A 26,200-nucleotide genomic window follows, 5' to 3' on the forward strand; every position below is an offset into this window, starting at 1 on the left:
ACCATGACCGCACTCACGCCAATCAGCCGAACTGCCCCGTCCTTCTATGTGCCGGTGGTCGCCCTCGCCGGGGCGGTTGCAGGGCTCTTCGTCGGCACCGCGCAGGGCAGCGGGCTTCTGGGCATCGTCATCGGCGCCATCGCGATGGGCGCCCTCGCCTTCGTCCTGACCCGGTTCGTATCCTCGGAGAAGGCAGGCATCTGGGGCAGTACCGCCCTCCTCGCCGTGATCGGCTTCCTTATGGGGGGCATCCCCGCCCTGATCATCGGCGCGGCCTTCGGGTGGTTCTTCGCGTGGTTCGGCTACTGGCTGTACGAGGGACGGTACCGCAGGAAACTGCCGCCCTACCTCACACCCGGACAGGTCTTGTGGCACTTCGCGTTCCGGGTGATCTGCGGCGCGATCCTCGTGTTCCTGATCACCCCGATCCTCGTGGTCATGCCGCTCAGCTTCAATGCCGAGAACTTCTTTACCTTCACGCCCGAGATGCTGCGGTTCGATCCGGATGGATACTCGCTCAAGCACTACCGCGACTTCTTCAACAGCTCCGACTGGCAGGCCGCGCTGCGCAACTCGCTGATGATCGCGCCGGTGGCGACGCTCCTGTCGGTCTCCTTCGGAACCTTGGCGGCGATCGGCCTGAGCCAGCCGCACGTCCCGTTCCGGCGGGCGATCATGGCGGTCCTCATTTCTCCGATGATCGTGCCGCTGATCATCTCGGCGGCGGGCATGTACTTCTTCTACAGCCGTATCGGGCTTCAGGGCACCTATCTCGGCGTCGTGCTCGCGCACGCGGCGCTGGGGATTCCCTTCGTCATCATCACCGTGACGGCGACACTCGTCGGCTTCGACCCCTCGCTCACACGGGCGGCGGCCAACATGGGCGCCTCGCCGGTGCGGACCTTTTTCAAGGTGCAGATGCCGCTTATTCTTCCCGGCGTGATCTCGGGCGGGCTGTTTGCCTTCATCACGTCCTTCGACGAGGTCGTCGTTGTGCTCTTCGTCGGCTCCGCCGGGCAGAAGACACTGCCCTGGCAGATGTTCATCGGTCTGCGCGAACAGATCAGTCCGACGATCCTTGCCGTGGCGACCCTGCTGGTGACCATCTCCATCCTGCTGCTGACCACGCTCGAGCTGCTGCGGCGGCGATCGGAGCGATTGCGCGGCATGTCGCCAAGCTGACCCCCACACCCGATCTCACGGCAGGGCGGCCTCTTTCACGGGTCGCCCTGCGGCATTTCGCGCACATGGAACTGATGAAGCCCGGGCAGAGTTTGGCTCGCAGGAGGGCCACATCATGTCCAGCATTCGCGCAAAGTACATCACCAAGCCAATTCACAAGTGGGCCAAGGGGGCTCTTCCCGCACTTTCGTCAACCGAAAGCGAAGCGCTTCAGGCCGGCGAAGTGTGGTGGGAAGCGGAACTCTTTTCGGGCAATCCCGACTGGAAGAAGCTGCATGCCGTCAAGGCCCCGCGTCTGAGCGAAGAGGAACAGGCGTTCTTCGACGGTCCGGTGCAGGAACTTTGCGGGATGATCGACGACTGGAAGATCAACCACGAGGACGGTGATCTTCCCGACGAGGTCTGGCAATTCCTGCGCGACAAGAAGTTCTTCGGGATGATCATTCCGAAATCCTATGGCGGGCTGGAATTCTCGGCCTTCGCCCATTCCGAGATCGTCCGCTACATCTCTTCCCGCTCCGTCGCGGCTGCGGTCACGGTGATGGTCCCCAATTCGCTTGGCCCCGGCGAATTGCTGCACCAGTTCGGGACGAAAGAGCAGAAAGACCACTGGCTGCCCCGCCTGGCCGACGGCCGGGAACTGCCCGCCTTCGGTCTGACCAGCGCCGAAGCCGGGTCCGACGCATCGGCGATGATCGACACCGGCGTTGTCTGCAAAGGCATGTGGGAGGGCGAGGAGGTGCTCGGCCTGCGGCTGAACTGGGCAAAGCGCTACATCACGTTGTCGCCCGTCTGCACGGTGCTGGGTCTGGCCTTCCAGATGCGCGACCCCGACGGGCTGCTGGGCGATCAGGAGGATATCGGCATCACCTGCGCGCTGGTGCCGACAGACTTGGACGGGGTCGAAACCGGGCGGAGGCACCTGCCGTCCTCGACCATGTTCATGAACGGCCCCACCACCGGGACGGACGTTTTCATTCCCCTAGACAACATCATCGGCGGCCAGGAATACGCCGGGCGCGGATGGATGATGCTGATGTCGGCGCTGGCCGCGGGGCGCGGCATTTCGCTGCCCTCCATGGGCTGTGCGGCCATCGCGTTGTCTGCCCATACGACAGGCGCCTATTCCCGGATCCGCCAGCAATTCAACCTGCCCATCGGCAAGTTCGGCGGCATTCAGGATCGCATGGGCCGCCTCGCCGCGGATTCATACGCGATGGACGCGGCGCGTCACCTGACCTGCGCCGGACTGGACGAGGGACGCGCGCTCTCGGTCATCTCCGCCATCATGAAGGCGCACGCGACCTTCCGGATGCGCGAGGCGCTCAATGACGCGATGGACGTACACTCCGGCAAGGCGGTGATCGACGGGCCGTCGAATTATCTGCTGCCGCTTTACCGGGCGGTGCCGATCGGCATCACGGTCGAAGGCGCCAACATCGTGACCAGAAGCCTCATCATCTTCGGGCAGGGTTCGATCAGGGCGCATCCCCACATGCTCGACAACATGCTGGCCCTACAGGAGGAGGACGAGCAGAAGTCGCTCGAGATGTTCGACAAGTCTTTCTGGGCGCACGTCGGTCACACGACCAAAACGCTTTTCCGCGCCTGGGGCCGTGCCATCACGGGCGGCCGCACGGGCACGACGGCTAACTTCGGTCCGGCCAAGCCGATCTATCAGGAGCTGTCCCGCTGGTCCGCGGCATACGCGCTGACCGCCGACTTTGCCTTTCTCACGCTGGGCGGCGCGCTCAAGCGCAAGGAGATGATCTCGGCCCGGATGGGCGACATCCTGTCGGAAATGTACATCCTGTCCGCCGCTCTCAAACGCTGGGAGGACGAAGGACGGCAGGAAGCGGATCTTCCGGTGCTGCAATATGCCGCCGACGCCGGCTTCAAGCGCATCCAGGTCGCGCTGGACGAGGTGATCGCGAACATGCCTGCCCGCTGGGCAGCGTACATCTTGCGGTTCATCACCCTGCCCGGTGCCACCCGCCGGGGCCCGAATGACCGGCTCACAGCCAAGGTCAGCGACGTGATCTACGAGCCGTCCGAGGCGCGCGACCGCGTGATCGGCCGTCTTCATGGCGGCAAGGAAGGCGACGGCATTCACACGCTCAACGCGTGCTTTGCCAAGGTCGTGGAAATGGCACCGGTCATGAAACGCCTGCGCGACGCCAGAAAGACGCCCGAACAGGCCAAGGAAGCCGGTACGCTCAGCGACAGCGAACTGACGCAGATCAAGGAAATGAACACGCTTGTCGACAAGGTCGTGGCGGTCGATGACTACACACCCGAAGAGCTGTCGCGGATCTTCAAGGACCACGGTGCCACGTCGTCGGATGACTACCGCGCCACGCCCCGCGAGGCTGCGGAATGAGCGTCAGGAACCGACAACGTGTCTTTCTCGTCGATGGCGCACGCACGCCGTTCCTCAAGGCGCGCGGTGCGCCGGGCCCCTTCACGCCGGTCGATCTGGCGGTTCAGGCCGGCCGCCCGCTCTTGGCGCGTCAGCCCTTCGACCGGACAGCTTTCGATCTGGTAATCCTTGGCTGCGTGAACGTCATCGCGGACGAGATGAACCCGGCCCGTGTCGCGGCGCTGCGCCTCGGCCTGGGCGAGGCGATGGTCGCCTTTACCATGCAGATCAACTGCGGTTCCGGCATGCAAAGCATCGACACCGCCTACCGCTATATCCGCGAGGGAAGCCACCAGATGATCCTGGCCGGCGGGACGGAGGCACTGAGCCATGCGCCGCTGACCTTGCGCCAGTCGGCGGTGGAGTGGTTCGGCAAGATGAACGCCGCCAAGGGCCCTCTCGAACAGGCCAAGGCGATGACGGGCATCCGGCCCGAGTTCTTCAAACCCGTCGTGGGCCTGGAACGCGGTCTGACCGATCCGATCACCACGCTGAACATGGGCCAGACCGCGGAGGTGCTGGCGCATCGTTTCGGCATCGACCGCAAGTCGGCCGACACCTATGCGATGCAAAGCCATCATCGTCTTGCCGCCGCTCAGAAGGAAGGTCGTCTGAATGACGAGGTCATGCCCGCGTTCGACAGGGATGGACAGGTTTACGACCATGACGATGGCGTGCGCCCCGATAGCGACCTCGAAGGTCTGGCCAAGCCCAAACCGGTATTCGAACCGCCCTACGGCAAGGTGACGGCGGGCAATGCGAGCCAGATCACCGACGGCGCAAGCTGGTGCATCCTCGCATCCGAAAAGGCGGTGGAGGCGCACGGGCTCGAACCGCTGGCCGAAATCACCGACAGCGAATGGGCGGCGCTCGACCCGGCGATCATGGGTCTGGGGCCGGTCCTGTCCGCGACCCCCATCATGCAGCGGCACGACCTGAAACGGGAGGACATCGGCCTTTGGGAACTCAACGAAGCCTTCGCCGCGCAGGTGCTTTCCTGCCTTGCAGCATGGAACGACGAGGATTTCTGCCGCGAGGTGCTGGGCTATGACAGCGCCTTCGGGATGATCGACCGCGATCGGCTGAACGTGGATGGCGGCGCGATCTCTCTTGGCCACCCGGTGGGCACCAGCGGGAACCGCATCGTGCTGCATCTTGCCAACGCGATGAAGGCGCGGGGCGAGAAACGGGGCATTGCAACCGAATGCATCGGCGGCGGGCTTGGCGGTGCGATGATGCTGGAGGCCGTGCAATGACCGGAAAAGTTCTCGAATTCCTCGGTGAGACCAAGCTCGAGCTCGGTCCCGCAGGTCCGCGCAAGGGCCAGTGGCGCACGGGCCGTGACGAGGACGGAATCCTGTGGCTGGTGCTGGACAAGCAGGACAGTTCCGCGAACACCATCTCGCAGGACGTGTTGCGAGAGCTTGACGAGCATGTGGCCGGCGCAGAGGCAGATCTGCCCAAGGCGCTGGTGATCCGCTCTGCCAAACCCGCCGGTTTCGCTGCGGGCGCTGACATTACCAGTTTCGACGCGCTGTCGGACGACGGTGCGGATGAGCTTCTGAAGCAGGGCCATGACGTTCTGGACAGGATCGAGGCGTTGAAATGCACGACGATCTGCGTGGTGCACGGGGCGGCGCTGGGTGCGGGCTTCGAGCTGGCCCTCGCCTGCGACCTGCGGATTGCCACGCCCGGCGCCTCCTTTGGCTTTCCCGAAGTTCAACTCGGTCTTCATCCGGGCCTTGGCGGTACGTTCAGGCTGCCCGCGCTGATTGATCCGCTCGAAGCCATGACGATGATGCTCACCGGCAAGACCGCGCATACCGACCGGGCGAAATCGCTCGGGATCGCGGACAAGGTGGTGGAGGAACGCCACATCGCCGCAGCCGTGCGTGCCGCGGCGGATGGCAAGGTCGACGCCCATGAACAGGGGCTCAAGGCCCGCGCGCTGGGGTTCGAACAGGCCCGGAGCCTCGTTGCGCGACAGATGCGCAGCAAGACGGAAAAACAGGCGCCCGAAGAACATTACCCGGCGCCCTACGCGCTGATCGACCTGTGGGAAGAATATGGCGATGACCGCAGGGAAATGCAGAAAGGCGAGATCCACAGTTTTGCCTCGCTTCTCAAGACGGATACGTCCAGGAACCTGCGCCGCGTCTTCTTTCTTCGGCAAAATCTGAAGGATGCCGGACGGGGCGAGGACGGGATCGAACACGTCCACGTCATCGGCGCCGGGGCCATGGGTGCCGAAATCGCGGCCATGGCTGCCATTCGCGGGAAACGCGTCACGCTGGGCGACGTCCAGACCGATCCGCTGGGCAAGACGATCAAGCAGGCGGCGAAGATTTGCAAGGACAAGCACCTGTCTGGCATCGAAACCCGCGACGCGCTTGACCGGTTGATGCCCGATCCCAAGGGATACGGCATCGCGTCCGCCGATCTCGTCATCGAGGCCGCGACGGAAAAGCCGGATACCAAGGAAAAGATCTATGCCGGCCTGAAAGGGCGGATGAAAAAGGTCGCGATCCTTGCGTCGAACACATCGAGCCTGTCGGTGGATGCGCTGGCCGGTGCGTCACCTGAAACGGCGCGCTTCGCGGGCCTGCATTTCTTCAACCCCGTGTCGCGTATCGACCTTGTCGAAGTCGTGCGGGGGGAAGGGACAAGCGACGAAACGGCCGACCGCCTTGCCGCCTTTTGTGGCAGCATCGGCAAGCTGCCCGCGCTGGTCACGGATTATCCGGGTTTCGTGGTGAACCGCGCGCTGACGCCCTACCTGATGGAGGCGATGGCGCTGATGAACGAAGGGGTGAGCAAGGAGGTGATCGACACCGCCGCGATCCGTTTTGGCATGCCGATGGGGCCGGTGACGCTGGCGGATCAGGTCGGGTTGGACATCGGCCTGCACGTTGCGGAATCTCTGCGCGACAACCTAGAGAAACCGATGGCCGAGATTACCGACGACCTGCGTCAAAAGGTCGAAGCGGGGGATCTGGGCAAGAAGACCGGCAAGGGTTTCTACGACTGGTCGGACGGCACGCCGCACCCCGATGCCGACCTGTCCGAGGCGCCGAAGGATCTGACGGACCGGCTGATCCTGCCGATGCTGGACGCCTGCGTCGAAGTGTTGCGCCGTGGCGTGGCGGAAAGCGAAGACCAGGTGGATGGCGCGATGATCTTTGCGACCGGCTGGGCGCCGTTCCGGGGCGGTCCGATGCATTACGCCCATACGCGCGGCCCAAAGGACATTGTCGCCCGTTTGCGTGAATTGCAGGAAAAGCACGGCGACCGGTTCGCACCGGACGAGGGATGGGACAGCCTTGGCTGACCTGCCGCAGCTTTTCACCGATGCGGAAGCGATGGCGCGGGCCATCTTTGAAAAGGCAGGGGGCCATGTGCGCCTTGCCTTGCCGCTTGGGCTGGGCAAGCCGGTCACGCTGGTCAACGCCCTGACCCGTCTGGCCGCCAAGGACAGCACGCTGTCACTTTCGATCTTCACGGCGCTGACCCTGCGCCGTCCCGACCCCGGCACCGAGATGGAGCGGCGGTTTCTGGAACCGGCGATGGACCGGCTGTTCGGGGCCTATCCGGAACTGGAGTACGCGAAACTGATTGCCGACGACGCCCTGCCGGAAAACATAACGGTGTCCGAATTCTTCTTTCAGGCGGGAACCTGGATCGGCAACGGCTACGCCCAGCGTCATTACATCGCCGCCAACTACACCCACGCCCGCGACGTGCTGATCGCGCAGAAACCGAACGTGCTTTGCCAGTTGGTTTCACCGGGCACGGACCGCTTCAGCCTGTCGTGCAACACGGATATCTCGGCCGATCTGTTCGACATGCGCGAGCGGGGCGAGATGGATTTCATGGCGGTCGGCGAGACGAACGCGCACTTGCCCTACATGCCCGGCCCGGATGCCGAGGTCGACCGTTCAGCGTTCGAAATGATGCTCACACCCGACACGCCGTTCGATCTGTTCTCGGCGGTCCGCCGCCCGGTGTCCGACGCGCAATACGCCATCGGTCTGCACGTGGCGCGCCGGATCCGGGACGGCGGCACGTTGCAGATCGGGATCGGCGCCATCGGCGACGCCGTGGCGCAGGCGTTGCTCCTGCGCGAGAGCGCGGCGCTTGACCGTATCTGGGCGGACGCGCCCTTCCCGCTGTCGGGTGACGACACCGCACCCTTCGAGACAGGCCTCTACGGTGTGACGGAGATGCTGGTGGGCGGCATGCTGTCGTTGTTCGAGGCCGGCATCCTGCGACGCGAAGTGGACGGCGCCGCCATTCATGCGGGCTTCTTCGTCGAGGCGCGCGACGTCTATCGGCGGCTGAGGGAAATGCCAGAGGCGCAACGCGCCAAGATCGCGATGAAACCCGTCAGCTTCACCAACGCGCTCTATGGAGACGAGGATGCCAAGCGCGCGGCGCGCCAGCACGCCCGCTTCGTCAACGGAGGGATGCAGGTCAGCCTTCTGGGCGATGCCATGTCCGACAGCGCAAAGCCCGGGCAGGTGGTCAGCGGGGTGGGCGGACAGTTCAACTTCTTCGAGCAGGCCTTTGCCCTGCGGGACGGACGCGCGATCCTGACCCTTCCGGCGACACGGACCAAGAACGGCGAAACCGGGTCGAACATCGTCTGGCAGCTGCCCGTCACCACGGTACCGCGCCACATGCGCGACGTCGTGGTCACGGAGTACGGCGCGGCGGACCTGCGGGGCCAGACCGACGAAGAGGTGATCAAACGTCTGATCTGCATCGCCGACAGCCGGTTTCAGGGCGACCTTCTGCAGGAGGCCCGCAAGGCAGGAAAGATCCCGCGGGACTGGGACGTGCCGCAGGCGCATCGCCGGAACACGCCGGAACGCCTGTCGGCGTGGCTCAGTCCTTATCGGGAGACCCTTCTGCCCGACTTCCCCTTCGGCACCGATTTCAACGAGATCGAGCAGACGCTGCTGCCCGCCCTTTCCCGCCTTGGCAACGCCGCGTCGGACAAGCGGGCGCTGGTCGGTCTCATCTGGGCATCCATCGCCCGAAAGCCGCATCCCGAGGAAGGCGCCGCGATGGACCGGATGGGATACGCAGCCGCCTCGACGCTGATGGAACCGATGCAGGCGCGCGCCCTGCGCGGGGCGCTGCGGCTGTCGGCGCCCGACCGGAGGCCGGAGGCCTAGGTGGCGACGGCCACCAGCCCGACGAAATCACCCATCTTGACGAGACCCGGTACGTGGCGTGCCGCAAGAATGCCGTCCCGACGAGCGAGGCAGGGCGTCGGCGCCACGCCAGTGCGATCTGCGGGCCAGATCCGGGCGATCGGCTGGCCTTTTTCCACCGTGTCCCCAAGATCGACCTGATACTCGATCAGCCCCGCGTTCATGGCGAACTGGAAGCAGGTCTCGTCCGGCATGTCGAGCTGGACCGTCTCAGCGATCTCGGGCGCACCGGAGAGGATGCCGGCGTGCCGCAGGAGATTCCGGATCCCTTTGCGGGCGATCGCGACACTGCGCGCGGTCGAGGTGCCGGCGCCGCCCAGTTCCGTCGTGACGAATGTCTTTCCTTGGGTTTCCACCTCTGTATCGAACATGCCCACCGCGTCGATTTCGAGCATGCGCACCGAATAGGGCGCGTTGAACGCCTGCATCGCCGCCATGCAGGCGGCCTCCTGCTCCTTGTCCTCCAGCACGTGCGCGGCGGCGAACGGCAGGAAATCGAGCGTGCTGCCACCCGAATGGAAGTCCAGCACGATATCGGCGGCCGGCACGAGGGTGGTGGCGATGTAATGCGCGATCTTCTGGGTCACGGTTCCGTCGGGCTTGCCCGGGTAGCTGCGGTTCATGTTGCCGCCGTCGATCGGCGAACAGCGGCGGCCCGCGGCGAATGCCGGGGTGTTCATCATCGGCAGGATGATGACCCGCCCGGTGATGTCCTCGGGCTTGAGCGTCGCGGCAAGCTCCTGCAGGGCGACGGGCCCTTCGTATTCGTCCCCATGGTTGCCCCCGGTCAGAAGGGCGGTCGGACCTGCGCCGTTGGCAATGACCGTGATCGGGATCATGACCGAACCCCAGGCACTGTCGTCGCGGCTGTAGGGCAGCTTGAGGAAACCGTGCTGCACCCCTTCGGCGTCGAGGGGGATGGTCGGGGAGATCGGGTTCGCGGTCATGCCTTCACCCAAAGTTCACGCGGGGTGGTGCAGAAACACTCGTGCCCGTCCTCGGTGATGAGGATCGGTTCTGTGATCTCGAGCCCGCCGTCATCCAGCCAGAGTGCGGGCATGAAGTGAAAGGTCATGCCGGGCTCCAGCACGGTGGTGTCTCCCCGGCGAAAGGAGATCGTCCGCTCGCCCCAGTCGGGCGGATAGCTGATTCCGATCGCATAGCCGCACCGGCTGTCCTTCTCGAATCCGCCTTTCTTGAGCGTGGCGTTGAACGCGTTCGCGATGTCCTGGGCCTGGTTGCCGGGCTTGGCCTGCTCAAGCCCGGCCTCGATCGCGTCAAGCACGGCGGCCTCGGCATCGCGGTACTTCTGCGGCACCTCCCCCAGAAAGAGGGTGCGGGACTGTGGACATTGGTAGCGCCGGTGCGCGCCCGCGATCTCGAAGAACGTGGCTTCGCCCACCTCGAGCGGGCGGTCGTCCCAGGTCAGGTGCGGCGCGGTCGCGTCCAGACCGGAAGGCGCCATGGGGACGATGGCGGGATAATCGCCCCAGTATCCCAGCGCGCCCCGGATGCCGGTGGCATAGATCTCGGCGATCAGGTCGTTCTTGCGCATGCCCGGCTCGGCCACCTCGAGGATCTGGGCGTGCATCGCTTCCACGATGCGTGCGGCGCGCTGCATGTACTCGATCTCGCGTTCCGACTTCACGGCGCGCTGCCAGTTCACCAGCCCGGTCGCGTCCTGCAGGCCGGCTTTCGGAAGCTGCTTCTTCAGCACTTCGTGCGCGGTGGCGGAGTAATAGTAGTTGTCCATCTCCACCCCGATCCGCGCCTTTTCGAGCCCCAGTTCCGACAGGAGCTTCGACAGATCCTCCATCGGGTGTTTCTCGGGGTTCTGGACGTAGGTGTCATCGTAGCCGCGGATGCTGTCCTCCTCGTCCATGAATACGGTGCGCTGCGCGCCGACCGCGTCCATGGACCGGCCCCACCAGACCGGTTCGCCCTCCTGCGTCAGGACAACACCCTGAAACACGTAGAACGACCATCCATCGTACCCCGTGAGCCAGGACATGTTGGACGGATCGCTGACAAAGATCGCGTCGAGCCCCCTGCCCGACATCGCCGCGCGGGTCTTGTCGATCCGGCGCTGGTATTCGGACGTGGTAAAGTTCTTTTCGAATGTGGTCATGAAGGGTCTTCTTTCTTGGCAACCGCCGCGAGCGCATGTGTCGCGATCGCGGTATCCTGAACGCCCGTGCCGGTCAGGTCGGCAATGGTGATGTCGTCTGGACCGAACCGGCCGGGTGCCGCGCCACGCACCACCTCGCCCAGTTCCGCAAAGACATGGTCGGGCGCAACGACGCCGGCGTCAATGGCGGCGCGCAATTCTCCCATCTTTGTCGCCTGGGATTGCCTGTCCGGCACGTACATCTGCGCCCGTTGCAGGCAGGCGGGGTCGAGTTCGGATTTGCCCGGCTGGTCCGACCCCATGGCGGTCACGTGCTGTCCGGGCTGCAACCAGTCGCCCCTGAGTATCGGGGAGGTCGCGGGCGTCGTCGTGACGACGATATCGGCCCCCGAGACCGCATCCCGCGCGTCCGTCGCGGCGGTGACCGGAATCCCAAGCCTCGCGGCGCAGCCCGCCGCAGCCCGTTCCGCCTTGGCCGGGTCGCGCGCCCAGATCACCGCGCGGTCGATGGGCCTCACCAGGCAGAGCGCCTCCAGCTGCATCCGTGCCTGCGTTCCCGCGCCGAGAATCGCGGCACTGGTCGCATCCTCGCGCGCGAGGGCGCGGGCGGCCACCGCGCCGGCAGCGGCGGTGCGCACGTCGGTCAGGTATCCGTTGTCGAGCAGGACCGCCTGAACCCGCCCCGTTTCGGCGGAGAAAAGGACCATCAGCCCCGAGGTCGAGGGCAGACCCCGCGACGGATTGTCGAAGAACCCGGGCGAGACCTTGACCGCGAAGCCCGAAAAGCCGGGAAGAAAGGCCGTCTTGATATCCACTTCGCCGTTGACCTGCGGCAGGTGCATCGACAGGACAGGCGGCATGACCACGCCCTCCCCGGCGAGGGCCGCAAAGGCCCGTTCGATGCAGGCGACCGCTGCCAGATCCAGCGGCACCGCCGCCCGCAGGGTCGCTTCGTCCAGAACCGCGATCTCGCTCATGCCGTTCCTCCACATATCAGCCGCCTGTGGTCATCCATATCGATGTTGCCGCCGCTCAGGATCAGGGCGACCGGCCCATCCGACCGCACCTTCCCGGCCAGGATCGCGGCGGCACCGACCGCGCCGGCCCCTTCCACCACCTGACCTTCGGCATGATAGCAATGGCGGATGCCGGTCGCGATCTCTTCTTCCGTCAGCAGAACCACGTCATCCACCAGATCGCGGGTCATGGCAAAGGTCAGCCTGTTGGCGATCCCGATCCCGCCCCCCAGCGAGTCCGCCAGTGTCGGCAATTCCTCGACCTCCACGGGCCTACCGGCGGCCAGCGAGGCGTGCATCGCCGCCCCCCGCTCCATCGTGATCCCGATGACGCGCACGTCGGGGCGCCGCGCCTTGATCGCGGCCGCCACCCCCGAGATCAGGCCGCCGCCGGAAAGCTGGACCAGCGCCGTCGCCATCTCGGGCAGGTCCTCGACCATTTCCAGCCCCAGCGTTCCCTGCCCCGCGATCACGTCGCGGTGGTCGAAGGGGGGAATCGTCGCGACGCCCTCTGCTTCGATCAGGCGATCCACCTCCCGCTGCGCCTCGTCCTGGGATCTGCCGATGATGCGGATGTCCGCGCCCTGCTGCGCGATACCCTCGATCTTGGCCCGCGGCACGAGTTCGGACATGCAGATGGTGGCCCGCGCCCCCGCCGCCCGCGCGGCATAGGCCAGCGCGCGGCCGTGATTGCCGGTCGAGACGGCCACGATACCCTTCGCGCGGGTCTCGGGGTCGAGGGCCAGCACCGCGTTGGTCGCGCCCCGCAGCTTGAAACTGCCGGTGATCTGCTGGTGCTCCAGCTTCATGAAGACAGGCACCCCCGCCCGTTCGGTCAGGACCGGAGAGAGATTGCAGAAGGTGCGGCGCACCTTCCCCGCGATACGGCGGCGGGCCGCCAGAATTTCTTCCAGCGTGACGAAGGACATGGTCATCCCGGCCCCGCTGCCGCTGGGACGGGTGCGTCGAACAGCCGACCTGTTCCGCTGGCTTCGGGCCGAACCGGCAGACCGGCAAGAGCCCGCAAGCGCCACAGCGTTGCCTGGTTCGATCCGACGACCGGCTTGCCGATCCGCGCCTCGATGGCGGCGATCACGTCGAGCCCCGGCATCGCGGTGCAGGACAGGAACACGCCCTCCACGTCGTCATGATCCAGCCCCACCGCGGCCTCCACCACGCAATCATGGGAAAGACGGGCCATGTCGCGATCATCGCCCAATCCGAAACAGGCGCACCTCACGACGGACAGGCCGTTGTCTTCGAGGAAGTCGATCATCGGCACCGTCGTTTCGGGCAGATACGGGGTCAGCAGCGCGATCCGGCGCACCCCCAGCACCCTGAAGGCCTCGACCGCCGCGAGGGACGGTGTCACCACCGGCACGTCGGGCTGCACACGCCCTATCGCCTGCGCCACCACTTCATTGCTGATCGTCACGGAGGCGGAGGTGCACGCAAAGGCCAGCGCGGCAAGCCGCGCCCCCGGCACCAGCATCGCCGCCGCGGTCGCGAGATCGGGCCCCATCGCGCGCAGGTTCTCGGGCGTGGTCGGGTTCTGGAACCGGATGCGCGTGACATGCAGGATCGCCTCGTTCCAGCCAAGCAGCCGCGCCGCGTCGCGTTCGAAGGTCAGATCGGTCGACAGGGCGATAAGTCCCAGCCGGGGCAGGTCCAGATCCGGCAAGCGGCAGGTAGCTGGGATGATTTCAGGCACGGCGCGCACCATGGCCCGACCTTCAGACGACCAGAACCGGGATGGACGACAACCCGGTCACCTTGTGCGACACGCTGCCCAGAAAGAACCCGTCCATCGACCCGGCACCGCGTGCGCCGACCACGATCAGGTCGGCATCGTGGTTCTTGGCGAATTCGACGATGGCGCGGGCGGGATGGCCCGACCGGACAAAGGCACGGACCTTGGCCACCCCCGCCTCCCGCGCGGTGTTGCGGCCGGAATCCACGATCTCGCGCGCATATTCCGAAAGCGCCTCGTCCGGGGTCGCGTGTTTCCTGCCCTGCACCATCGACAGCGATGCCTCGGTCATCGAATGGTGCCGGTACACGGTCAGGATCAGCAGTTCCGCGTCGCTCAACCGGGCCAGTCCGATAGCCTTGTCCAGAGCCTTCGAGGACTGGTTGGAACCGTCGCAGGCGATCAGGATGGTCTTGAACATGGCTACCTCAGTTGAACGCGATGTCGCGCAGGAACAGCGCGATCTGCGGGAAGAAGATCAGCGCGACCGAGACGGTCAGCAGGATGACGATGAAGGGCGGTGTGCCGCGGATCACCTCCATGTAGGGCCGCTTGAAAACCGCGATGGCGGTGAAGATGTCACAACCGAAAGGCGGCGTCGCCGAGCCGATGGCGACCTGCAGCGTGATGATGATGCCCACGTGCACGGGATCGAGGCCGACCGCATCGACCACGGGCGCAAAGATCGGAACCAGCACGAGGATGACCACGATGGGGTCGACGAACATGCAGCCCACGAAGAACGCGATCGAGATGACGAACAGCACGCCGATTGCGCCCATGTCGTCGATGCCCACGGCCCCCAGCACGGTCTGCGGGATCTGGGCAAAGGAAATCACCCATGAAAACGCCGCGCCCGCACCGACGAGAATGAAGACGACCGCCGTGATCAGCCCGGTGGACTTGGCGGTCTCGTAGACCCCCTTGAGGTCCAGTTCACGGAATACCAGCACTTCGAGGATCAGCGCGTAGAGCACGCAGGCCGCAGCGGCCTCTGTCGGGGAAAAGATGCCACCGTAGATGCCGCCGATGATGATTGCCGGGAAACCCATGGGCCAAAGCGCCTTCTGCACCGCCTTGAACCGCGCGGCCCAGGCCGCCTTGGGTTCCGTGGGCACATCGTTGCGCACCGCGTAGATGACCGAGAAGATGGAGAAGCACAGCAGGATCAGCAGGCCCGGACCGATCCCCGCGATGAACAGTTCCGCGATCGAGGTATTCGATACGACGCCGTAGATGATCATGCCGATGGACGGCGGGATCAGGAAGGCGATGTCGCTGGAGTTCACGATCAGCGCCAGAACGAAACTGTCCTTGTAGCCGGCCTCCAGCATCCGGGGCCGCAGCGGCGAGCCGACCGCGACCACCGTCGCCTGCGTCGAGCCCGAGACCGCGCCGAACATCGTGCAGGCGGCGGCAGTGGACACCGCGAGACCGCCCTTCAGGTGGCCGACAAAGCTCATCACCATGTCGATCAGCCGCCCGGCGGACTGGCCACGCGTCATGATGTCGGCGGCAAAGATGAACATCGGCACCGCGATCAGCGATGCCGGCCTGATGCCCGCGATGATCTGCTGCACCGCCGTTTCGAGCTGACCGAAATTGCCGAAGATCATCATGAACCCGGTCAGCGTGCCGGCCAGCAGGGGGATCATCATCGGAAACCCGAGCAGCAGCAGCACGATCATCACGCTGAAGACGGTCCATGCCATGCCTCAGACCTCCCGTTCGTCGTTGTCGTACCCTTCGAGCACGTTGGTGGACAGGTAGATGTCCGGTTCGATCATGTTCTTGATCGCGGTCAGCACGTATTGCAGCCCGGTGAGGAAGAACCCCAGCGGCACCCAGCACAGAGTGATCCAGACCGGGATCTGCAGGGCCGGCAGCACCCGGCCCCGGCCCATCGTCGTGAGCAGGAACTGCAGCGCGTACCACGCCAGTCCCAGCATGAAGATCGCCGTGACCAGTGAAATGAAGATCGTCAGCAGCTTGCGCGGCCAGGGTGGCAGCGTGTCGTAGATTGCCGACATGCGGATGTGCCGCCCGTGACGCGCGGCATAGCTGATCCCGGCAAAGGTGATCAGGATGATCAGGATGCGGTTCAGTTCTTCCGAGAAATAGATGCTCTCCCAGAACACGCGGCCGAGCACGTTGGCCACCGTGTTCAGGGCCATCAGCAGGACGCCCAGCGCCAGCATGATCGCTTCGAGCTTGGCGATCGCCAGATCCACCGTGCCCAGAAACCCGGGGAGCGACGACGTATCATCCGTCAGGATGTCGGTGTCCGGATCGGTTGGCACCACGCCGGTCGGGGTCTGTTCTTCTTGGGACACGATGCCTGCCTATCTGAAATACCTTTGTGCAATCGGTGCGCAGGGCGTGCAGACGCCCCACGCACCGCAAGGGCCCTTAGTTCGTTGCCGCGTTCGCGGCTTCAAGGTCGGCCTTCATCTGCTCGAGGATTTCCTTGCCGCTTTCACCGGTCATCTCGATGAACGCGTCCTCCACGGCGGGAGCGGTGTCCATGAACGGCTGACGCTCTTCCTCGGACAGGATGTTGATCGTCATGCCGGGCTTGGCACTCTTGATGTTTTCAAGCGACTTGTCCTGAAGCCCGGCCTGATAGTCGAGGATGTGGTCGAAGGCGACGTCCGTCGCGTTCTCCACGAGCTTCTGGTCCTCTTCGGACAGCCCGTCGTAGAAATCCTTGTTCGCCATCATCGCGGTGGTGAAGTTGTTGTGGCCGATGCAGGTCACATACTCCGTCACCTCGTACATCTTGGTCGAGTCGAGGAAGAAGCCGGGGTTCTCCTGGCCCTGAATGATGCCCGTCTGCAGCGCGCCGTACACCTCGCCCCATGGCAGCGGCGTGGGCGTCGCCCCGAACTGGTTGTAGCTTTCGACGAGCAGCGGATTGGTCATGACGCGGAACTTGACGCCATCCAGATCCTCGGGCGAACGCACTTCTTCCTGCGTCGTCATGCAGACCTCGCCTTCCGGGAACATGGTCAGCAACTCGAGCCCCTGCTCGGCGTAGAGTTCGGGGAACATCTCGTTGATCGCCTTGGAGTTGCGGAAGAACTCCTGAAGCGTCGCCTCGTCCTGCGGCAACAGGTAGGGCACGAAGAACACCTGCGCCTCCGGGATCAGGGCGCCCGTGAAACCGGGAGACTGATCGACGAACTGGAGGATACCGGCCTGCGCCTGTTCCATGATGTCGGCGCTTTCACCCAGCGTGCCGAAGGGGAAAAGCTGAACCTCGTGGTCGGAGTTGGCCTCGATCTCTTCCTTGAACTTCTGGGCAAAGACCCCCTGCACCTCGGTTTCAGCCTCCTCGAAGGCGTAGCGCCAGGTGTCGGCGGATGCGGTACCGGCTACCGCGACCAGTGCGGCACTCGCAGTCAGGAACAACGATTTATAGGTCATGAAATTCTCCTTTTTCACTGCAAACACGCGCCATGCGGGCATGACGTGCTTTGTCGTGAAAAATGAAATCACTACAATTGAGAGTCAATGGTTACATTAAATCATTACAATATCAGGCATGCAGTTCCCGCCCCGATGAATCCCCGGTCGCGATGGCGCGCAGCACCCGCAGCGCCCGGCGCAGGGCGTCGGTATCGCGCGCGCCGAAGGCGATACGCACACCGGGATGACCCGCGCCCGGACCGATGGAAAAGGTCGAACCGGGTGCGACGAGAATGCCGGCGTCCCGCGCCCTTTCGACCAGCCGCGCCTCTGATCCGATGTCCGGACAAGGCAGCCAGCCCTGCAGCCCCCCGGCGCTGATCCGAAGGCCGGACGATCCGAGGATCTGCTCTGCCACGGAGGCGCGCTCGGCCAGTGCCGACCGCTGCCAGTCCGTCAGCCGCTCTGCGGTGCCGTCCTCGATCCACCGCGTCGCGATCTCGTGCATCAGCGGCGTCACCATCCAGTTGGTGATCATGTGCTTTTCGCGCACGGTGGATGCGGCGTTCAGCGGCACCACCAGAAAACCGACCCGCAGGCCGGGCAGGAGACACTTGGTCAGGCTGGTGAAGTAATAGCAACGCTCCGGCGCGAGGGCCGCGAACGTCGGTCCGGTTTCGGTCCCCTGCAAGGCGCCGTAGGCGTCGTTCTCAATGATGGCGATGTCGTGGCGGCGGGCGATCTCCACGATCCGCTGCCGCCTTGCCGGCCCCATCCGGCACGACAAGGGGCCGGAATCCGGGACCAGAAACAGGGCCTTGACCGGATCGGCGCGGCAGACTGCCTCCAGTGCCTCGGGCAGGATGCCTTCGTGATCCATCGCCACCCCATGCAGACGAAGGCCGAGGCTGCGGCACAACGTCGGCAGCGTGTGATGACTCATCGCCTCGGTCACGATCAGGTCGCCACCGTGGGCCACGCTCAGCAGCGCGACGGTCATGGCGGCGGTATTGCCGTTGGTCGCGATGACCGACATGTCCGCGCATGACACGCCGCGCCGGGCCAGCCATCCCTCCACCGCTTCCGCGTATCGGCCCGCGATCGTCGCGGCGCGAAAGGACGCAACCGTGGCATCCGGCAGATCAGCCGCGATCCCGCGCAGGGCCCGCTGCATCTCTTCCCGGTGCAGGTCGTCGACCACGGGCTTGAGCAACGCCAGATCCAGCGTCTCGCTCCCCGCCCGCTTGGCCGGAAAAGGCAGGGCATTGTCGCGCTCGGGATTGCGGACGAAACTGCCCCGCCCGACCTCGCCGACGATATGCCCCGCCTCGACAAGGCGGGTATAGGCACGGCTGACGGTCTGCACGCTCAGGCCCAGGCGGTACGCCAGCTCCCGGTGTGTCGGAAGCCGATCACCGGGCTTGAGCTTGCCCTCTTCGATGGCCCGTTCGATCGCGCCCGTCAGCGAACGATAGCGCGGACGCTTGAGTTCACTCTTGTCGGGGAGCCAGTTATTCATGACAATACCGTCACAATTTTCAGCACAATTGACAAGGGCGGCGGTGCCGCCGACAGGATGACCGAATGAAGATGCACCGCCTCGACCGGACCGATCTGGAAATTCTTGCCGTGCTGTCGTCCAGCGGGCGCATCACCAAGAGCGAGCTGGCCCGGCGCATCGGCGTCGGCCAGACCAGTTGCTGGGAGCGGATGCAAAGGCTGGAAGAGGCCGGCGTGATCACCGGCTACCGCGCGGAGGTATCGCTGCGCGCCCTCGGGCCGTCGGTCACCGTCTTCGTGATGGTGGAACTGGGCGAACACCGCACCCAGAGCTTCGACCGTTTCGAGGCCGAGGTCGCCCGCCACGAAGAGATCGTCGGCTGCTGGGCGCTCGGCGGGGGGTACGACTATCTCGTGCAGGTGGTCACACGGGACATCGACAGCTACCAGGCCCTGATCGAACTGGTACTGGAACAGCGCGCGGGGGTCGCGCGTTTCTTCAGCTACATCGTGACGAAACCAGTCAAGGCCGGCCCACCGCCGTTCGACGTTCTGCTCGGAAAATAGCGGGAAACGGCGAGAGTTATTCGGACCCACCGTGGAAAATACCGAAAAACCTTCGGGCCGTTCCCGGCTATGTTTCGCGAAACCCGACATCGAACCGAACGAGGCTGCCGTGTCTGACGTCATCAACAGCGACCATCCAATTCTCGCCGCTCTGGACGATCCCGAACTGCTGAGAGCCAAGGCCTACCTCGGTGGCGCCTGGATCGAGGCGCGCGACGGGCGCACCAAACCCGTCACCGACCCCGCCGACGGAACCGAGCTTGTGTGGGTGTCCTGCATGGGTGTCGCCGATGCGCAGCTCGCGGCCAAGGCGGCGGACGACGCATGGCAGGACTGGGCCGTGACCCTGCCGCAGGAGCGGATGGCGATCCTGCGCCGCTGGTTCGATTTGATGATGGAGCACCGCGAGGATCTGGCCCGGATCATGACCGCCGAACAGGGCAAGCCCATTTCCGAGGCGCGCGGCGAGATCGATTATGGCGCGGCCTTTGTCGAATTCTATGCCGAAGAGGCGCGCCGCCCCAACATCGAGAGCGTGACGTCGCACCTGCCCGATGCCGAGGTCGAGGTCTGGCGCGAGCCGGTCGGGGTCGCCGCGCTCATCACGCCGTGGAACTTTCCCTGCGCGATGCTGACCCGCAAGGCGGCGGCAGCACTGGCCGCGGGCTGCACGGTGGTCGCGCATCCGTCGATCGAGACGCCTCTGTCCGCGCTGGCGCTGGCCAAGCTGGCGGAACGGGCGGGCATGCCCGACGGGGTGTTCAACGTCATCACCGGCGACGCACCCGAGATCGTGGGCGCCTGGATGGAAGACCCGCGCATCCGCGCCGTGTCCTTCACCGGCTCGACCGAAGTGGGCCGCTTGCTGTATCGGCAGGGGGCAGACACGATCAAGCGGCTGGTGCTGGAGCTCGGCGGCCACGCGCCATTCGTCGTCTTTGCCGATGCCGACATGGATCAGGCGGTGGACGAAGCCATCAAGGCCAAGTTCGCGACCTCCGGGCAGGACTGCCTCGGGGCCAACCGGTTCCTTGTGGAGCGGTCCGTTTACGAGGATTTCTGCACCGCTTTCGCGGAACGCACCCGCGCTCTCACCGTCGGCAAGGGGATAGATGACCCCGACATCGGGCCGCTGATGAACGCCGGCGCCGTGGCCAAGCAGCGCGAACACGTGGAGGACGCCAAGGCCAAGGGCGCCCGGCTTCTGTGCGGTGGCGGCGGTCACGCGGCGGGCGAGCTGTTCTTCGAGCCCACCGTGCTGGCCGATGTGCCCGAGGACGCGCTCATCATGCACGAGGAAACTTTCGGCCCCGTCGCGGCGATCGCCCCCTTCGACACCGAGCAAGAGGCGATCACGCGGGCGAATGCCACCGAATACGGCCTTGTTGCCTACCTGCACACACAGGATCCCCGCCGCATCTACCGGGCCAGCCGCGCCATGCGTTTCGGCATGGTGGCCGTCAACCGCACCAAGGTGACCGGCGCGCCGATCCCCTTTGGCGGCATGAAACAATCGGGCCTGGGCCGCGAGGGATCCCGCCTCGGGCTGGAAGCCTTTACCGAAGTCAAATACGTATGCCGCGACTGGGCCTGAGCCCCGCACCAGAAAGGACCGAAAAATGGACAATGCACGCGCCAACGATCAGCTGACCCAATGGGATCACGATCACTTCTTCCATCCCTCCACGCACCTGGGCCAGTTCGCCCGCCGCGAGATGGGCAACCGCATCATCCAGAAGGCCGACGGTGTGCGCATCACCGACCGCGAGGGCAAGACATCGCTCGACGCTTTCGCCGGGCTCTACTGCGTCAACGTCGGCTATGGCCGGACCGAGATCGCCGATGCCATCGCCGAGCAGGCGCATGAACTCGCCTATTACCACTCCTACGTCGGTCATGGCACCGAGGCGTCGATCACCCTGTCGCGGATGATCGCCGAACGCGCACCCGAGGGGCTGAACCATGTCTACTACGGCCTGTCCGGGTCGGATGCGAACGAGACCAACATCAAGCTGGTCTGGTACTACAACAACATCCTGGGCCGCCCCGAGAAGAAGAAGATCATCTCGCGCTGGCGCGGGTATCACGGGTCGGGCCTGATGACCGGGTCGCTGACCGGGCTGCACCTGTTCCACCAGAAATTCGACCTGCCGCTGAGCCAGGTCATCCACACCGAAGCGCCCTACTACTATCGCCGCGACGACCTGTCGATGAGCGAGGACCAGTTCACCGCCCATTGCGCCGCCGAACTGGAGGCGCTGATCGAGCGTGAGGGTGCCGACACCATCGCCGCCTTCATCGGGGAACCCGTGCTGGGCACCGGCGGGATCGTCCCGCCCCCGGCAGGCTACTGGGATGCGATCCAGAAAGTGCTGAAGAAACACGACATCCTGCTGATCGCGGATGAGGTCGTTACCGGCTTTGGCCGCCTCGGCACCATGATGGGGTCGGACCACTACGGGCTGAAGCCGGATCTCATCACCATCGCCAAGGGCCTCACCTCGGCCTATGCGCCGCTGTCGGGGTCGATCGTGTCCGACCGCATGTGGGAGGTGCTGGAACGCGGCACCGACGAGAACGGCCCCATCGGCCATGGCTGGACCTATTCGGCCCACCCCATCGGTGCGGCGGCCGGCGTGGCGAACCTCAAGCTGCTGGACAGCATGAACCTCGTCAGCAACGCGGGCGAGGTCGGCGCCTACCTGAACAAGGCGATGACCGAGGCGATCGGCGGGCACGCCCATGTCGGCGAGGTCCGGGGCGAGGGCATGCTTTGCGCCGTCGAACTGGTCAAGGATCGGGATGACCGCGTGTACTTCGACGCGTCGGAAAAGGTCGGCGCGCGTGTCGTGGCCGCGATGCTGGACCGGGGCATCATCGCCCGCGCCATGCCGCAGGGCGACATCATCGGCTTCGCACCGCCGTTCTCGCTGACCCGGGAAGAGGCCGACGAGATCGTCGCGGCCACCAAGGCGGCGGTCGAAGAGGTGCTTTGACGGCCTGCCCGTACAGCATCGGGATGCTTAAGAAGGGGGCCGTTGCCGGCCCCCTTTTCAATCCGCCCCGTGAGTACGCTGCCGCTGCACCTCCTGCGCTTCGGCAGGCCATGACGCGCGGATGTAGGCGAGTATGTCCAGAACGTCGTCTTCGCTGAGCGTACCGCGAAAGGCGGGCATCCCGCTCTTGAAGCCGGTGACGCCCCGCGCCTCGAGCGTGGCCTGCCCCCCGTCGAGCGTATAGGCCATCAGCATCGGTGTATCGTGGTGCCATGTGTGCCCCGTCACGTCGTGCGGCGGCGCGGGCAGCACACCGTCCGCTCCGGGCGTGCGCCAGTCGGGCTGGCCCTGCAAATCCGCCCCGTGACAGGCGGCACATTTTTCCGCGTAAAGCGCCGCACCGGCCGCGATGTCCCGGCCTTCGAACAGGTGATCCGCGAACGATGGCGGAGCCGCCAAAACCAGCACCAGAATGAAAGCTCTCATTTGCGAAACGCCTCGTGGCAGGCGCTGCAGGACTTACCGATCCGGCGCATCACCCTGTCCAGATCGGGTGCTTCCGTCACCGTGCCCCGCGCCTCGGTGGCGATTTCGCGCAGGTCTTCGGCACGCGCGGTGAAAGTCTCGAATCTTTCCCAGATTACCGGCAACGCTTCGGACCGCGGATGCAGCACCCGGTCGCTGAACTGCGCCGGGATACGGGCGGCCTCTGTCGCGATGCCGTCCAGCGCCGCGTTGGCCGCGGCGGCATCGAAGGGGTCCTGCCCCTTGGCCATCCGGCCCAGCAGCTTGGTATGCGCGGCGATGTCCGTCATGCCGACCATGCGTTTCATCACGACCGGATCGTCGACACCGCTGTGCGCCAGCGCCGTTGTTCCGACTGCCAGGGCGGCGGCACAGGCAAGCCCCCTCATTCCACCGCCTCGGTCTCGCGCGGCTCATCGTCAGGGACATGGGCAAGGCCATTCAGGATCGCGCAATCCGGTGCGTCGTCGCCGTGGCACTGGTTGATCATCACTTCCAGTTCCATTTCCAGGGTCTGCAACTGGGCGATCTTGTCGCGCACCGTGTCCAGATTGCGCAGCGCCAGCGCCTTCACATCACGGCTCGCGCGCGCCGGATCGGCGTCGAGGTCCAGCAGCCGCCGACATTCCTCCAGCCCGAAGCCGAGGTGCCGGGCCTGGGCAAGCATCCGCAATTGCGTGATCTGCTTGCCGCCGAACTCGCGGTATCCGTTCTCCGACCGGGCGGCGCTGATCAATCCGATGTCCTCGTAGTATCGGATCGTCTTGACCGTCAGGCCGGTCTGTTTCGCGGCGTTGCCAATATTCATCTGCAGGCTCCTTTCGGGAAGGATAAAGGTTCCATCGGCTGGAAGGTCAAGGGGCGCTCCTTGTCACGGGTCATGCACGCGGCGGCGGCCCCTATAGTTTCGACGCCCTGAGCCGCAGCGCGTTGCCGATCACTGAAACCGACGACAGGCTCATCGCGGCGGCGGCGACCATCGGCGACAGCAGCAGGCCGAACACCGGATAGAGGATTCCGGCCGCCACCGGAACCCCGGCGGTGTTGTACACGAAGGCGAAGAACAGGTTCTGGCGAATGTTGCGCATGGTCGCCTCGGCCAGCTTGCGGGCGCGGACGATCCCGTTCAGGTCGCCCTTGACCAGCGTGATGCCGGCGCTTTCCACGGCCACGTCCGCACCGGTGCCCATCGCGATACCCACGTCCGCCTCTGCCAATGCGGGCGCATCGTTCACACCGTCGCCAGCCATCGCGACGGACAGGCCCTCGTCCCTGAGCCGCTTCACCAACGCACCCTTGTCCTCGGGGCTGACGCCCGCGTGCACCTCGTCGATGTTCATTTCCGACGCCACGGCCTGCGCCGTCACCTGCGCGTCGCCCGTCGCCATGACGATGCGCAGACCCAGGCCGTGCAGCGCGCGAATGGCATCCGGGGTGGTCTGCTTGACACGATCCGCCACGGCGACCAGCCCCGCGGGCTGCCCGTCAACGGCGACGAACATGGCTGTCTTGCCCTCGGCCTGAAGCGTGGCGGCGCGGTCGGCAAGGGCCTCCACGCCAACCGACAGTTCGCGCATCAGTGCCTCGTTGCCCAGCGCGACCCGGCGTCCGTCAACGGTGCCGGTGACACCCTTGCCGGTGACGGACTCGAAATCGGTGCTGTCCTGTCTCGAAGCGCCCCGCTCCTCCGCCCCCGCGACCAGCGCCTCGGCGAGCGGGTGTTCGGACCCGCGTTCCAGCGCGGCAACCAGCGTCAGCAGCTCGACCTCATGGATGTCGCCCTGCGGCACCACGTCCGTCAGGGTCGGCTTGCCCTCCGTCAGTGTGCCGGTCTTGTCCACGATCAGCACATCCACCCCGGCGAACCGCTCCAGCGCCTCGGCATCGCGGATCAGAACCCCCGCATTGGCCCCCCGACCGGTGGCGACCATGATCGACATCGGCGTGGCGAGCCCCAGCGCACAGGGACAGGCGATGATGAGAACCGATACCGCCGCGACAAAGGCATAGGTCAGCGCTGGCGCGGGGCCGAACACCCACCACGCCACGAAAGCCAGCAGGGCACAGGCCACCACGGCGGGAACGAAATACCCGGCGACCCGATCGGCCACCGCCTGGATCGGCGCGCGGGAGCGTTGCGCTTGCGCCACCATCTGCACGATCCGGTTCAGCGTGGTGTCATCGCCCACGGTCCGGGCTTCCATGAGAAAGGAACCGGTCTTGTTCAGGGTGCCGCCCGTGACGGTCGCGCCTTCGACCTTCTCCACCGGGACGGGCTCGCCCGTAATCATGCTTTCGTCGATCGACGACCGGCCACGGGTCACGACCCCGTCGACGGGAACGCTCTCGCCGGGCCGGACACGGAGAATGTCGCCGGCATGCAGTGCGTCCAGCGGTACGTCCTCCTCGCCCTCCCCGGAGACCCGCCGCGCCGTCTTGGGCGCAAGGTCCATCAGCGCGCGGATCGCGTCACCGGTACGTTCCCGCGCCGCAAGTTCCATGACCTGTCCCAGCAGCACCAGCACAAGGATGACCGCCGTCGCCTCGAAATAGACCGGGGTCATGCCCATGCCATCGGCCATCTGCGCCGGCAGGACATCGGGCGCCAGAAGCGAGACGATGGAAAAGAGATAGGCCGCGCCGGTCCCCAACCCGATCAACGTCCACATGTTCGGGCTTCGGTTCCTGATGGAGTTCCACGCCCGTTTGAAGAACATGCGGGTGAACCAGACCACCCCGGTGGCCAGCAGGAACTGGACCCAGACGAACGCCGTGTGGCCCATCCAGCGGTCGAAGGGGATGCCGACATGGCTGCCCATCTCCAGCACGAAGACGACCGCCGCCATCGGCGCGGTGATCCAGAGCCGCCGCTTGAAATCGACGTATTCGGGGTGCGGCCCACTGTCGAGCGTGGGGTTCATCGGTTCCAGCGCCATCCCGCAGATCGGGCAGTCTCCCGGATGGTCCTGCACGATCTCGGGATCCATCGGGCAGGTGTACATGGTGCCTTCGGGCATCGGCTCGGGTGCGGGACGGTCGCCGAGAAAGGCTTCGGGTTCGGCTTCGAAGCGGCTCCGGCACCGGTCGGAGCAGAAATAGAACCGCGCGCCGGCATGCTTGGCCATATGTGCCGCGCTGGCACGGTCCACGGTCATGCCGCAGACCGGATCCTCGGCGGTGCGGTAGCCCTCCGGGTCGGCCTCGAATTTCTTGCGGCAACCGTCACAGCAAAAATGATATGTCCGGCCGTCATGCTCGGCGGTGGGTTTGCCCGCATCGGGATCTACCGTCATGCCGCAGACCGGGTCGCGGATCACCTCCGTCTGCGGCTGGAGATCGTTTTCTGACGTTGCATCTGTCATGCCGGCACCTTTCCGAAACGCGTGTTGAGGCAGATGTAGGGTCTCCAGCCGCTGGAGGGTCAAGGAAGAATCCGCAGCCTTTTTCGAAATCCGGATTAACCGCTTGCGGCCCTCCGCCATCCCCGCTTTGC

The 26,200-nt window shown here is 65.3% G+C and carries 22 protein-coding genes; 8 read left to right on the forward strand and 14 right to left on the reverse strand.

All coding sequences use genetic code 11. The annotated features are described in order from the left end of the window. Positions 1-3: 3 nt before the first annotated feature. From BOO69_RS15140 to BOO69_RS15160, 5 genes are all read left to right on the forward strand, one after another. Positions 4-1,182 (forward strand): ABC transporter permease, encoded by a 1,179-nt coding sequence (locus BOO69_RS15140; RefSeq protein WP_071972933.1) that lies wholly within the window; start codon positions 4-6, stop codon positions 1,180-1,182. A gap of 115 nt (positions 1,183-1,297) precedes the next feature. Further along, a complete protein-coding gene (locus BOO69_RS15145) occupies positions 1,298-3,562 on the forward strand; it encodes an acyl-CoA dehydrogenase (RefSeq protein WP_071972934.1) in 2,265 nt (754 codons plus the stop codon). Further along, on the forward strand, positions 3,559-4,857 hold the full coding sequence (locus BOO69_RS15150) for an acetyl-CoA C-acetyltransferase (RefSeq protein ID WP_071972935.1): 1,299 nt from the start codon (positions 3,559-3,561) through the stop codon (positions 4,855-4,857). Before BOO69_RS15145 ends, BOO69_RS15150 begins: the two co-directional genes overlap by 4 nt. After that, on the forward strand, positions 4,854-6,929 hold the full coding sequence (locus BOO69_RS15155; RefSeq protein ID WP_071972936.1) for a 3-hydroxyacyl-CoA dehydrogenase NAD-binding domain-containing protein: 2,076 nt from the start codon (positions 4,854-4,856) through the stop codon (positions 6,927-6,929). Before BOO69_RS15150 ends, BOO69_RS15155 begins: the two co-directional genes overlap by 4 nt. Beyond that, positions 6,922-8,778: an acetyl-CoA hydrolase/transferase C-terminal domain-containing protein gene (locus tag BOO69_RS15160; protein ID WP_237267494.1), complete on the forward strand. Its 1,857-nt coding sequence runs from the start codon at positions 6,922-6,924 to the stop codon at positions 8,776-8,778. The genes BOO69_RS15155 and BOO69_RS15160 overlap by 8 nt, the downstream gene beginning before the upstream one ends. Here the strand turns inward: BOO69_RS15160 and doeB are convergent. From doeB to ehuR, 10 genes are all read right to left on the reverse strand, one after another. Beyond that, on the reverse strand, positions 8,775-9,764 hold the full coding sequence (gene doeB, locus BOO69_RS15165; protein ID WP_071972937.1) for a N(2)-acetyl-L-2,4-diaminobutanoate deacetylase DoeB: 990 nt from the start codon (positions 9,762-9,764) through the stop codon (positions 8,775-8,777). The genes BOO69_RS15160 and doeB overlap by 4 nt on opposite strands. Next, positions 9,761-10,945 (reverse strand): ectoine hydrolase DoeA, encoded by a 1,185-nt coding sequence (gene doeA, locus BOO69_RS15170; RefSeq protein WP_071972938.1) that lies wholly within the window; start codon positions 10,943-10,945, stop codon positions 9,761-9,763. Before doeA ends, doeB begins: the two co-directional genes overlap by 4 nt. Continuing rightward, on the reverse strand, positions 10,942-11,922 hold the full coding sequence (locus tag BOO69_RS15175; RefSeq protein ID WP_071972939.1) for a cyclodeaminase: 981 nt from the start codon (positions 11,920-11,922) through the stop codon (positions 10,942-10,944). Before BOO69_RS15175 ends, doeA begins: the two co-directional genes overlap by 4 nt. Then, positions 11,919-12,896 carry a hydroxyectoine utilization dehydratase EutB gene (eutB, locus tag BOO69_RS15180; RefSeq protein WP_071972940.1) on the reverse strand — a complete coding sequence of 326 codons (978 nt, stop codon included), beginning with the start codon at positions 12,894-12,896 and terminating at the stop codon, positions 11,919-11,921. Before eutB ends, BOO69_RS15175 begins: the two co-directional genes overlap by 4 nt. Further along, positions 12,893-13,672, reverse strand: coding sequence for a maleate cis-trans isomerase family protein (locus BOO69_RS15185; protein ID WP_216636989.1), 780 nt, complete (start codon positions 13,670-13,672; stop codon positions 12,893-12,895). The genes eutB and BOO69_RS15185 overlap by 4 nt, the downstream gene beginning before the upstream one ends. 22 nt (positions 13,673-13,694) lie before the next feature. Continuing rightward, the gene (locus BOO69_RS15190) at positions 13,695-14,132 is read right to left on the reverse strand and encodes a universal stress protein (protein ID WP_071972942.1); all 438 of its coding nucleotides are present in this window, start codon (positions 14,130-14,132) and stop codon (positions 13,695-13,697) included. 7 nt (positions 14,133-14,139) lie between these two features. Then, entirely contained in the window at positions 14,140-15,423 is a 1,284-nt protein-coding gene (locus BOO69_RS15195; protein WP_071972943.1) for a TRAP transporter large permease, read from the reverse strand. A 3-nt stretch (positions 15,424-15,426) separates the two neighbouring features. After that, positions 15,427-15,984 (reverse strand): TRAP transporter small permease, encoded by a 558-nt coding sequence (locus BOO69_RS15200; RefSeq protein ID WP_418361309.1) that lies wholly within the window; start codon positions 15,982-15,984, stop codon positions 15,427-15,429. Positions 15,985-16,120: 136 nt separating this feature from the next. Beyond that, on the reverse strand, positions 16,121-17,137 hold the full coding sequence (locus tag BOO69_RS15205; protein WP_071972944.1) for a TRAP transporter substrate-binding protein: 1,017 nt from the start codon (positions 17,135-17,137) through the stop codon (positions 16,121-16,123). 112 nt (positions 17,138-17,249) lie between these two features. Then, complete coding sequence (ehuR, locus tag BOO69_RS15210; RefSeq protein WP_071972945.1) at positions 17,250-18,638, reverse strand: MocR-like ectoine utilization transcription factor EhuR; 1,389 nt, start codon at positions 18,636-18,638, stop codon at positions 17,250-17,252. A 65-nt stretch (positions 18,639-18,703) separates the two neighbouring features. Here ehuR and BOO69_RS15215 point away from each other — a divergent pair, with 65 nt between their 5' ends. From BOO69_RS15215 to BOO69_RS15225, 3 genes are all read left to right on the forward strand, one after another. Beyond that, entirely contained in the window at positions 18,704-19,186 is a 483-nt protein-coding gene (locus BOO69_RS15215; protein WP_071972946.1) for an Lrp/AsnC family transcriptional regulator, read from the forward strand. A gap of 109 nt (positions 19,187-19,295) precedes the next feature. Beyond that, positions 19,296-20,780 carry an NAD-dependent succinate-semialdehyde dehydrogenase gene (locus BOO69_RS15220; RefSeq protein ID WP_083545712.1) on the forward strand — a complete coding sequence of 495 codons (1,485 nt, stop codon included), beginning with the start codon at positions 19,296-19,298 and terminating at the stop codon, positions 20,778-20,780. 25 nt (positions 20,781-20,805) lie between these two features. Next, the gene (locus tag BOO69_RS15225) at positions 20,806-22,182 is read left to right on the forward strand and encodes an aspartate aminotransferase family protein (RefSeq protein WP_071972947.1); all 1,377 of its coding nucleotides are present in this window, start codon (positions 20,806-20,808) and stop codon (positions 22,180-22,182) included. Between the two features lie 57 nt (positions 22,183-22,239). On the opposite strand, the gene BOO69_RS15230 is transcribed toward BOO69_RS15225, so the two are convergent. The 4 genes from BOO69_RS15230 to BOO69_RS15245 all read right to left on the reverse strand — a co-directional run bounded on the left by BOO69_RS15230 (position 22,240) and on the right by BOO69_RS15245 (position 26,069). Then, positions 22,240-22,668 (reverse strand): c-type cytochrome, encoded by a 429-nt coding sequence (locus BOO69_RS15230; protein ID WP_071972948.1) that lies wholly within the window; start codon positions 22,666-22,668, stop codon positions 22,240-22,242. Next, positions 22,665-23,096, reverse strand: coding sequence for a c-type cytochrome (locus tag BOO69_RS15235; protein WP_071972949.1), 432 nt, complete (start codon positions 23,094-23,096; stop codon positions 22,665-22,667). Before BOO69_RS15235 ends, BOO69_RS15230 begins: the two co-directional genes overlap by 4 nt. Continuing rightward, the gene (gene cueR, locus BOO69_RS15240; protein ID WP_071972950.1) at positions 23,093-23,515 is read right to left on the reverse strand and encodes a Cu(I)-responsive transcriptional regulator; all 423 of its coding nucleotides are present in this window, start codon (positions 23,513-23,515) and stop codon (positions 23,093-23,095) included. Before cueR ends, BOO69_RS15235 begins: the two co-directional genes overlap by 4 nt. A gap of 91 nt (positions 23,516-23,606) precedes the next feature. Further along, positions 23,607-26,069: a heavy metal translocating P-type ATPase gene (locus tag BOO69_RS15245; protein ID WP_071972951.1), complete on the reverse strand. Its 2,463-nt coding sequence runs from the start codon at positions 26,067-26,069 to the stop codon at positions 23,607-23,609. Between the last annotated feature and the right edge of the window lie 131 nt (positions 26,070-26,200).

This window comes from Sulfitobacter alexandrii, assembly GCF_001886735.1.
Classification (GTDB): Bacteria; Pseudomonadota; Alphaproteobacteria; order Rhodobacterales; family Rhodobacteraceae; genus Sulfitobacter; species Sulfitobacter alexandrii.

Bases quoted from the DNA above. Each gene is read 5' to 3' on its own strand.
- BOO69_RS15140 (WP_071972933.1), top strand. From the start codon at position 4: ATGACCGCACTCACGCCAATCAGCCGAACTGCCCCGTCCTTCTATGTG.
- BOO69_RS15145 (WP_071972934.1), top strand. From the start codon at position 1,298: ATGTCCAGCATTCGCGCAAAGTACATCACCAAGCCAATTCACAAGTGG.
- BOO69_RS15150 (WP_071972935.1), top strand. From the start codon at position 3,559: ATGAGCGTCAGGAACCGACAACGTGTCTTTCTCGTCGATGGCGCACGC.
- BOO69_RS15155 (WP_071972936.1), top strand. From the start codon at position 4,854: ATGACCGGAAAAGTTCTCGAATTCCTCGGTGAGACCAAGCTCGAGCTC.
- doeB (WP_071972937.1), bottom strand. From the start codon at position 9,764: ATGACCGCGAACCCGATCTCCCCGACCATCCCCCTCGACGCCGAAGGG.
- doeA (WP_071972938.1), bottom strand. From the start codon at position 10,945: ATGACCACATTCGAAAAGAACTTTACCACGTCCGAATACCAGCGCCGG.
- BOO69_RS15175 (WP_071972939.1), bottom strand. From the start codon at position 11,922: ATGAGCGAGATCGCGGTTCTGGACGAAGCGACCCTGCGGGCGGCGGTG.
- eutB (WP_071972940.1), bottom strand. From the start codon at position 12,896: ATGACCATGTCCTTCGTCACGCTGGAAGAAATTCTGGCGGCCCGCCGC.
- BOO69_RS15190 (WP_071972942.1), bottom strand. From the start codon at position 14,132: ATGTTCAAGACCATCCTGATCGCCTGCGACGGTTCCAACCAGTCCTCG.
- BOO69_RS15195 (WP_071972943.1), bottom strand. From the start codon at position 15,423: ATGGCATGGACCGTCTTCAGCGTGATGATCGTGCTGCTGCTGCTCGGG.
- BOO69_RS15205 (WP_071972944.1), bottom strand. From the start codon at position 17,137: ATGACCTATAAATCGTTGTTCCTGACTGCGAGTGCCGCACTGGTCGCG.
- ehuR (WP_071972945.1), bottom strand. From the start codon at position 18,638: ATGAATAACTGGCTCCCCGACAAGAGTGAACTCAAGCGTCCGCGCTAT.
- BOO69_RS15215 (WP_071972946.1), top strand. From the start codon at position 18,704: ATGAAGATGCACCGCCTCGACCGGACCGATCTGGAAATTCTTGCCGTG.
- BOO69_RS15225 (WP_071972947.1), top strand. From the start codon at position 20,806: ATGGACAATGCACGCGCCAACGATCAGCTGACCCAATGGGATCACGAT.
- BOO69_RS15230 (WP_071972948.1), bottom strand. From the start codon at position 22,668: ATGAGAGCTTTCATTCTGGTGCTGGTTTTGGCGGCTCCGCCATCGTTC.
- BOO69_RS15235 (WP_071972949.1), bottom strand. From the start codon at position 23,096: ATGAGGGGGCTTGCCTGTGCCGCCGCCCTGGCAGTCGGAACAACGGCG.
- cueR (WP_071972950.1), bottom strand. From the start codon at position 23,515: ATGAATATTGGCAACGCCGCGAAACAGACCGGCCTGACGGTCAAGACG.
- BOO69_RS15245 (WP_071972951.1), bottom strand. From the start codon at position 26,069: ATGACAGATGCAACGTCAGAAAACGATCTCCAGCCGCAGACGGAGGTG.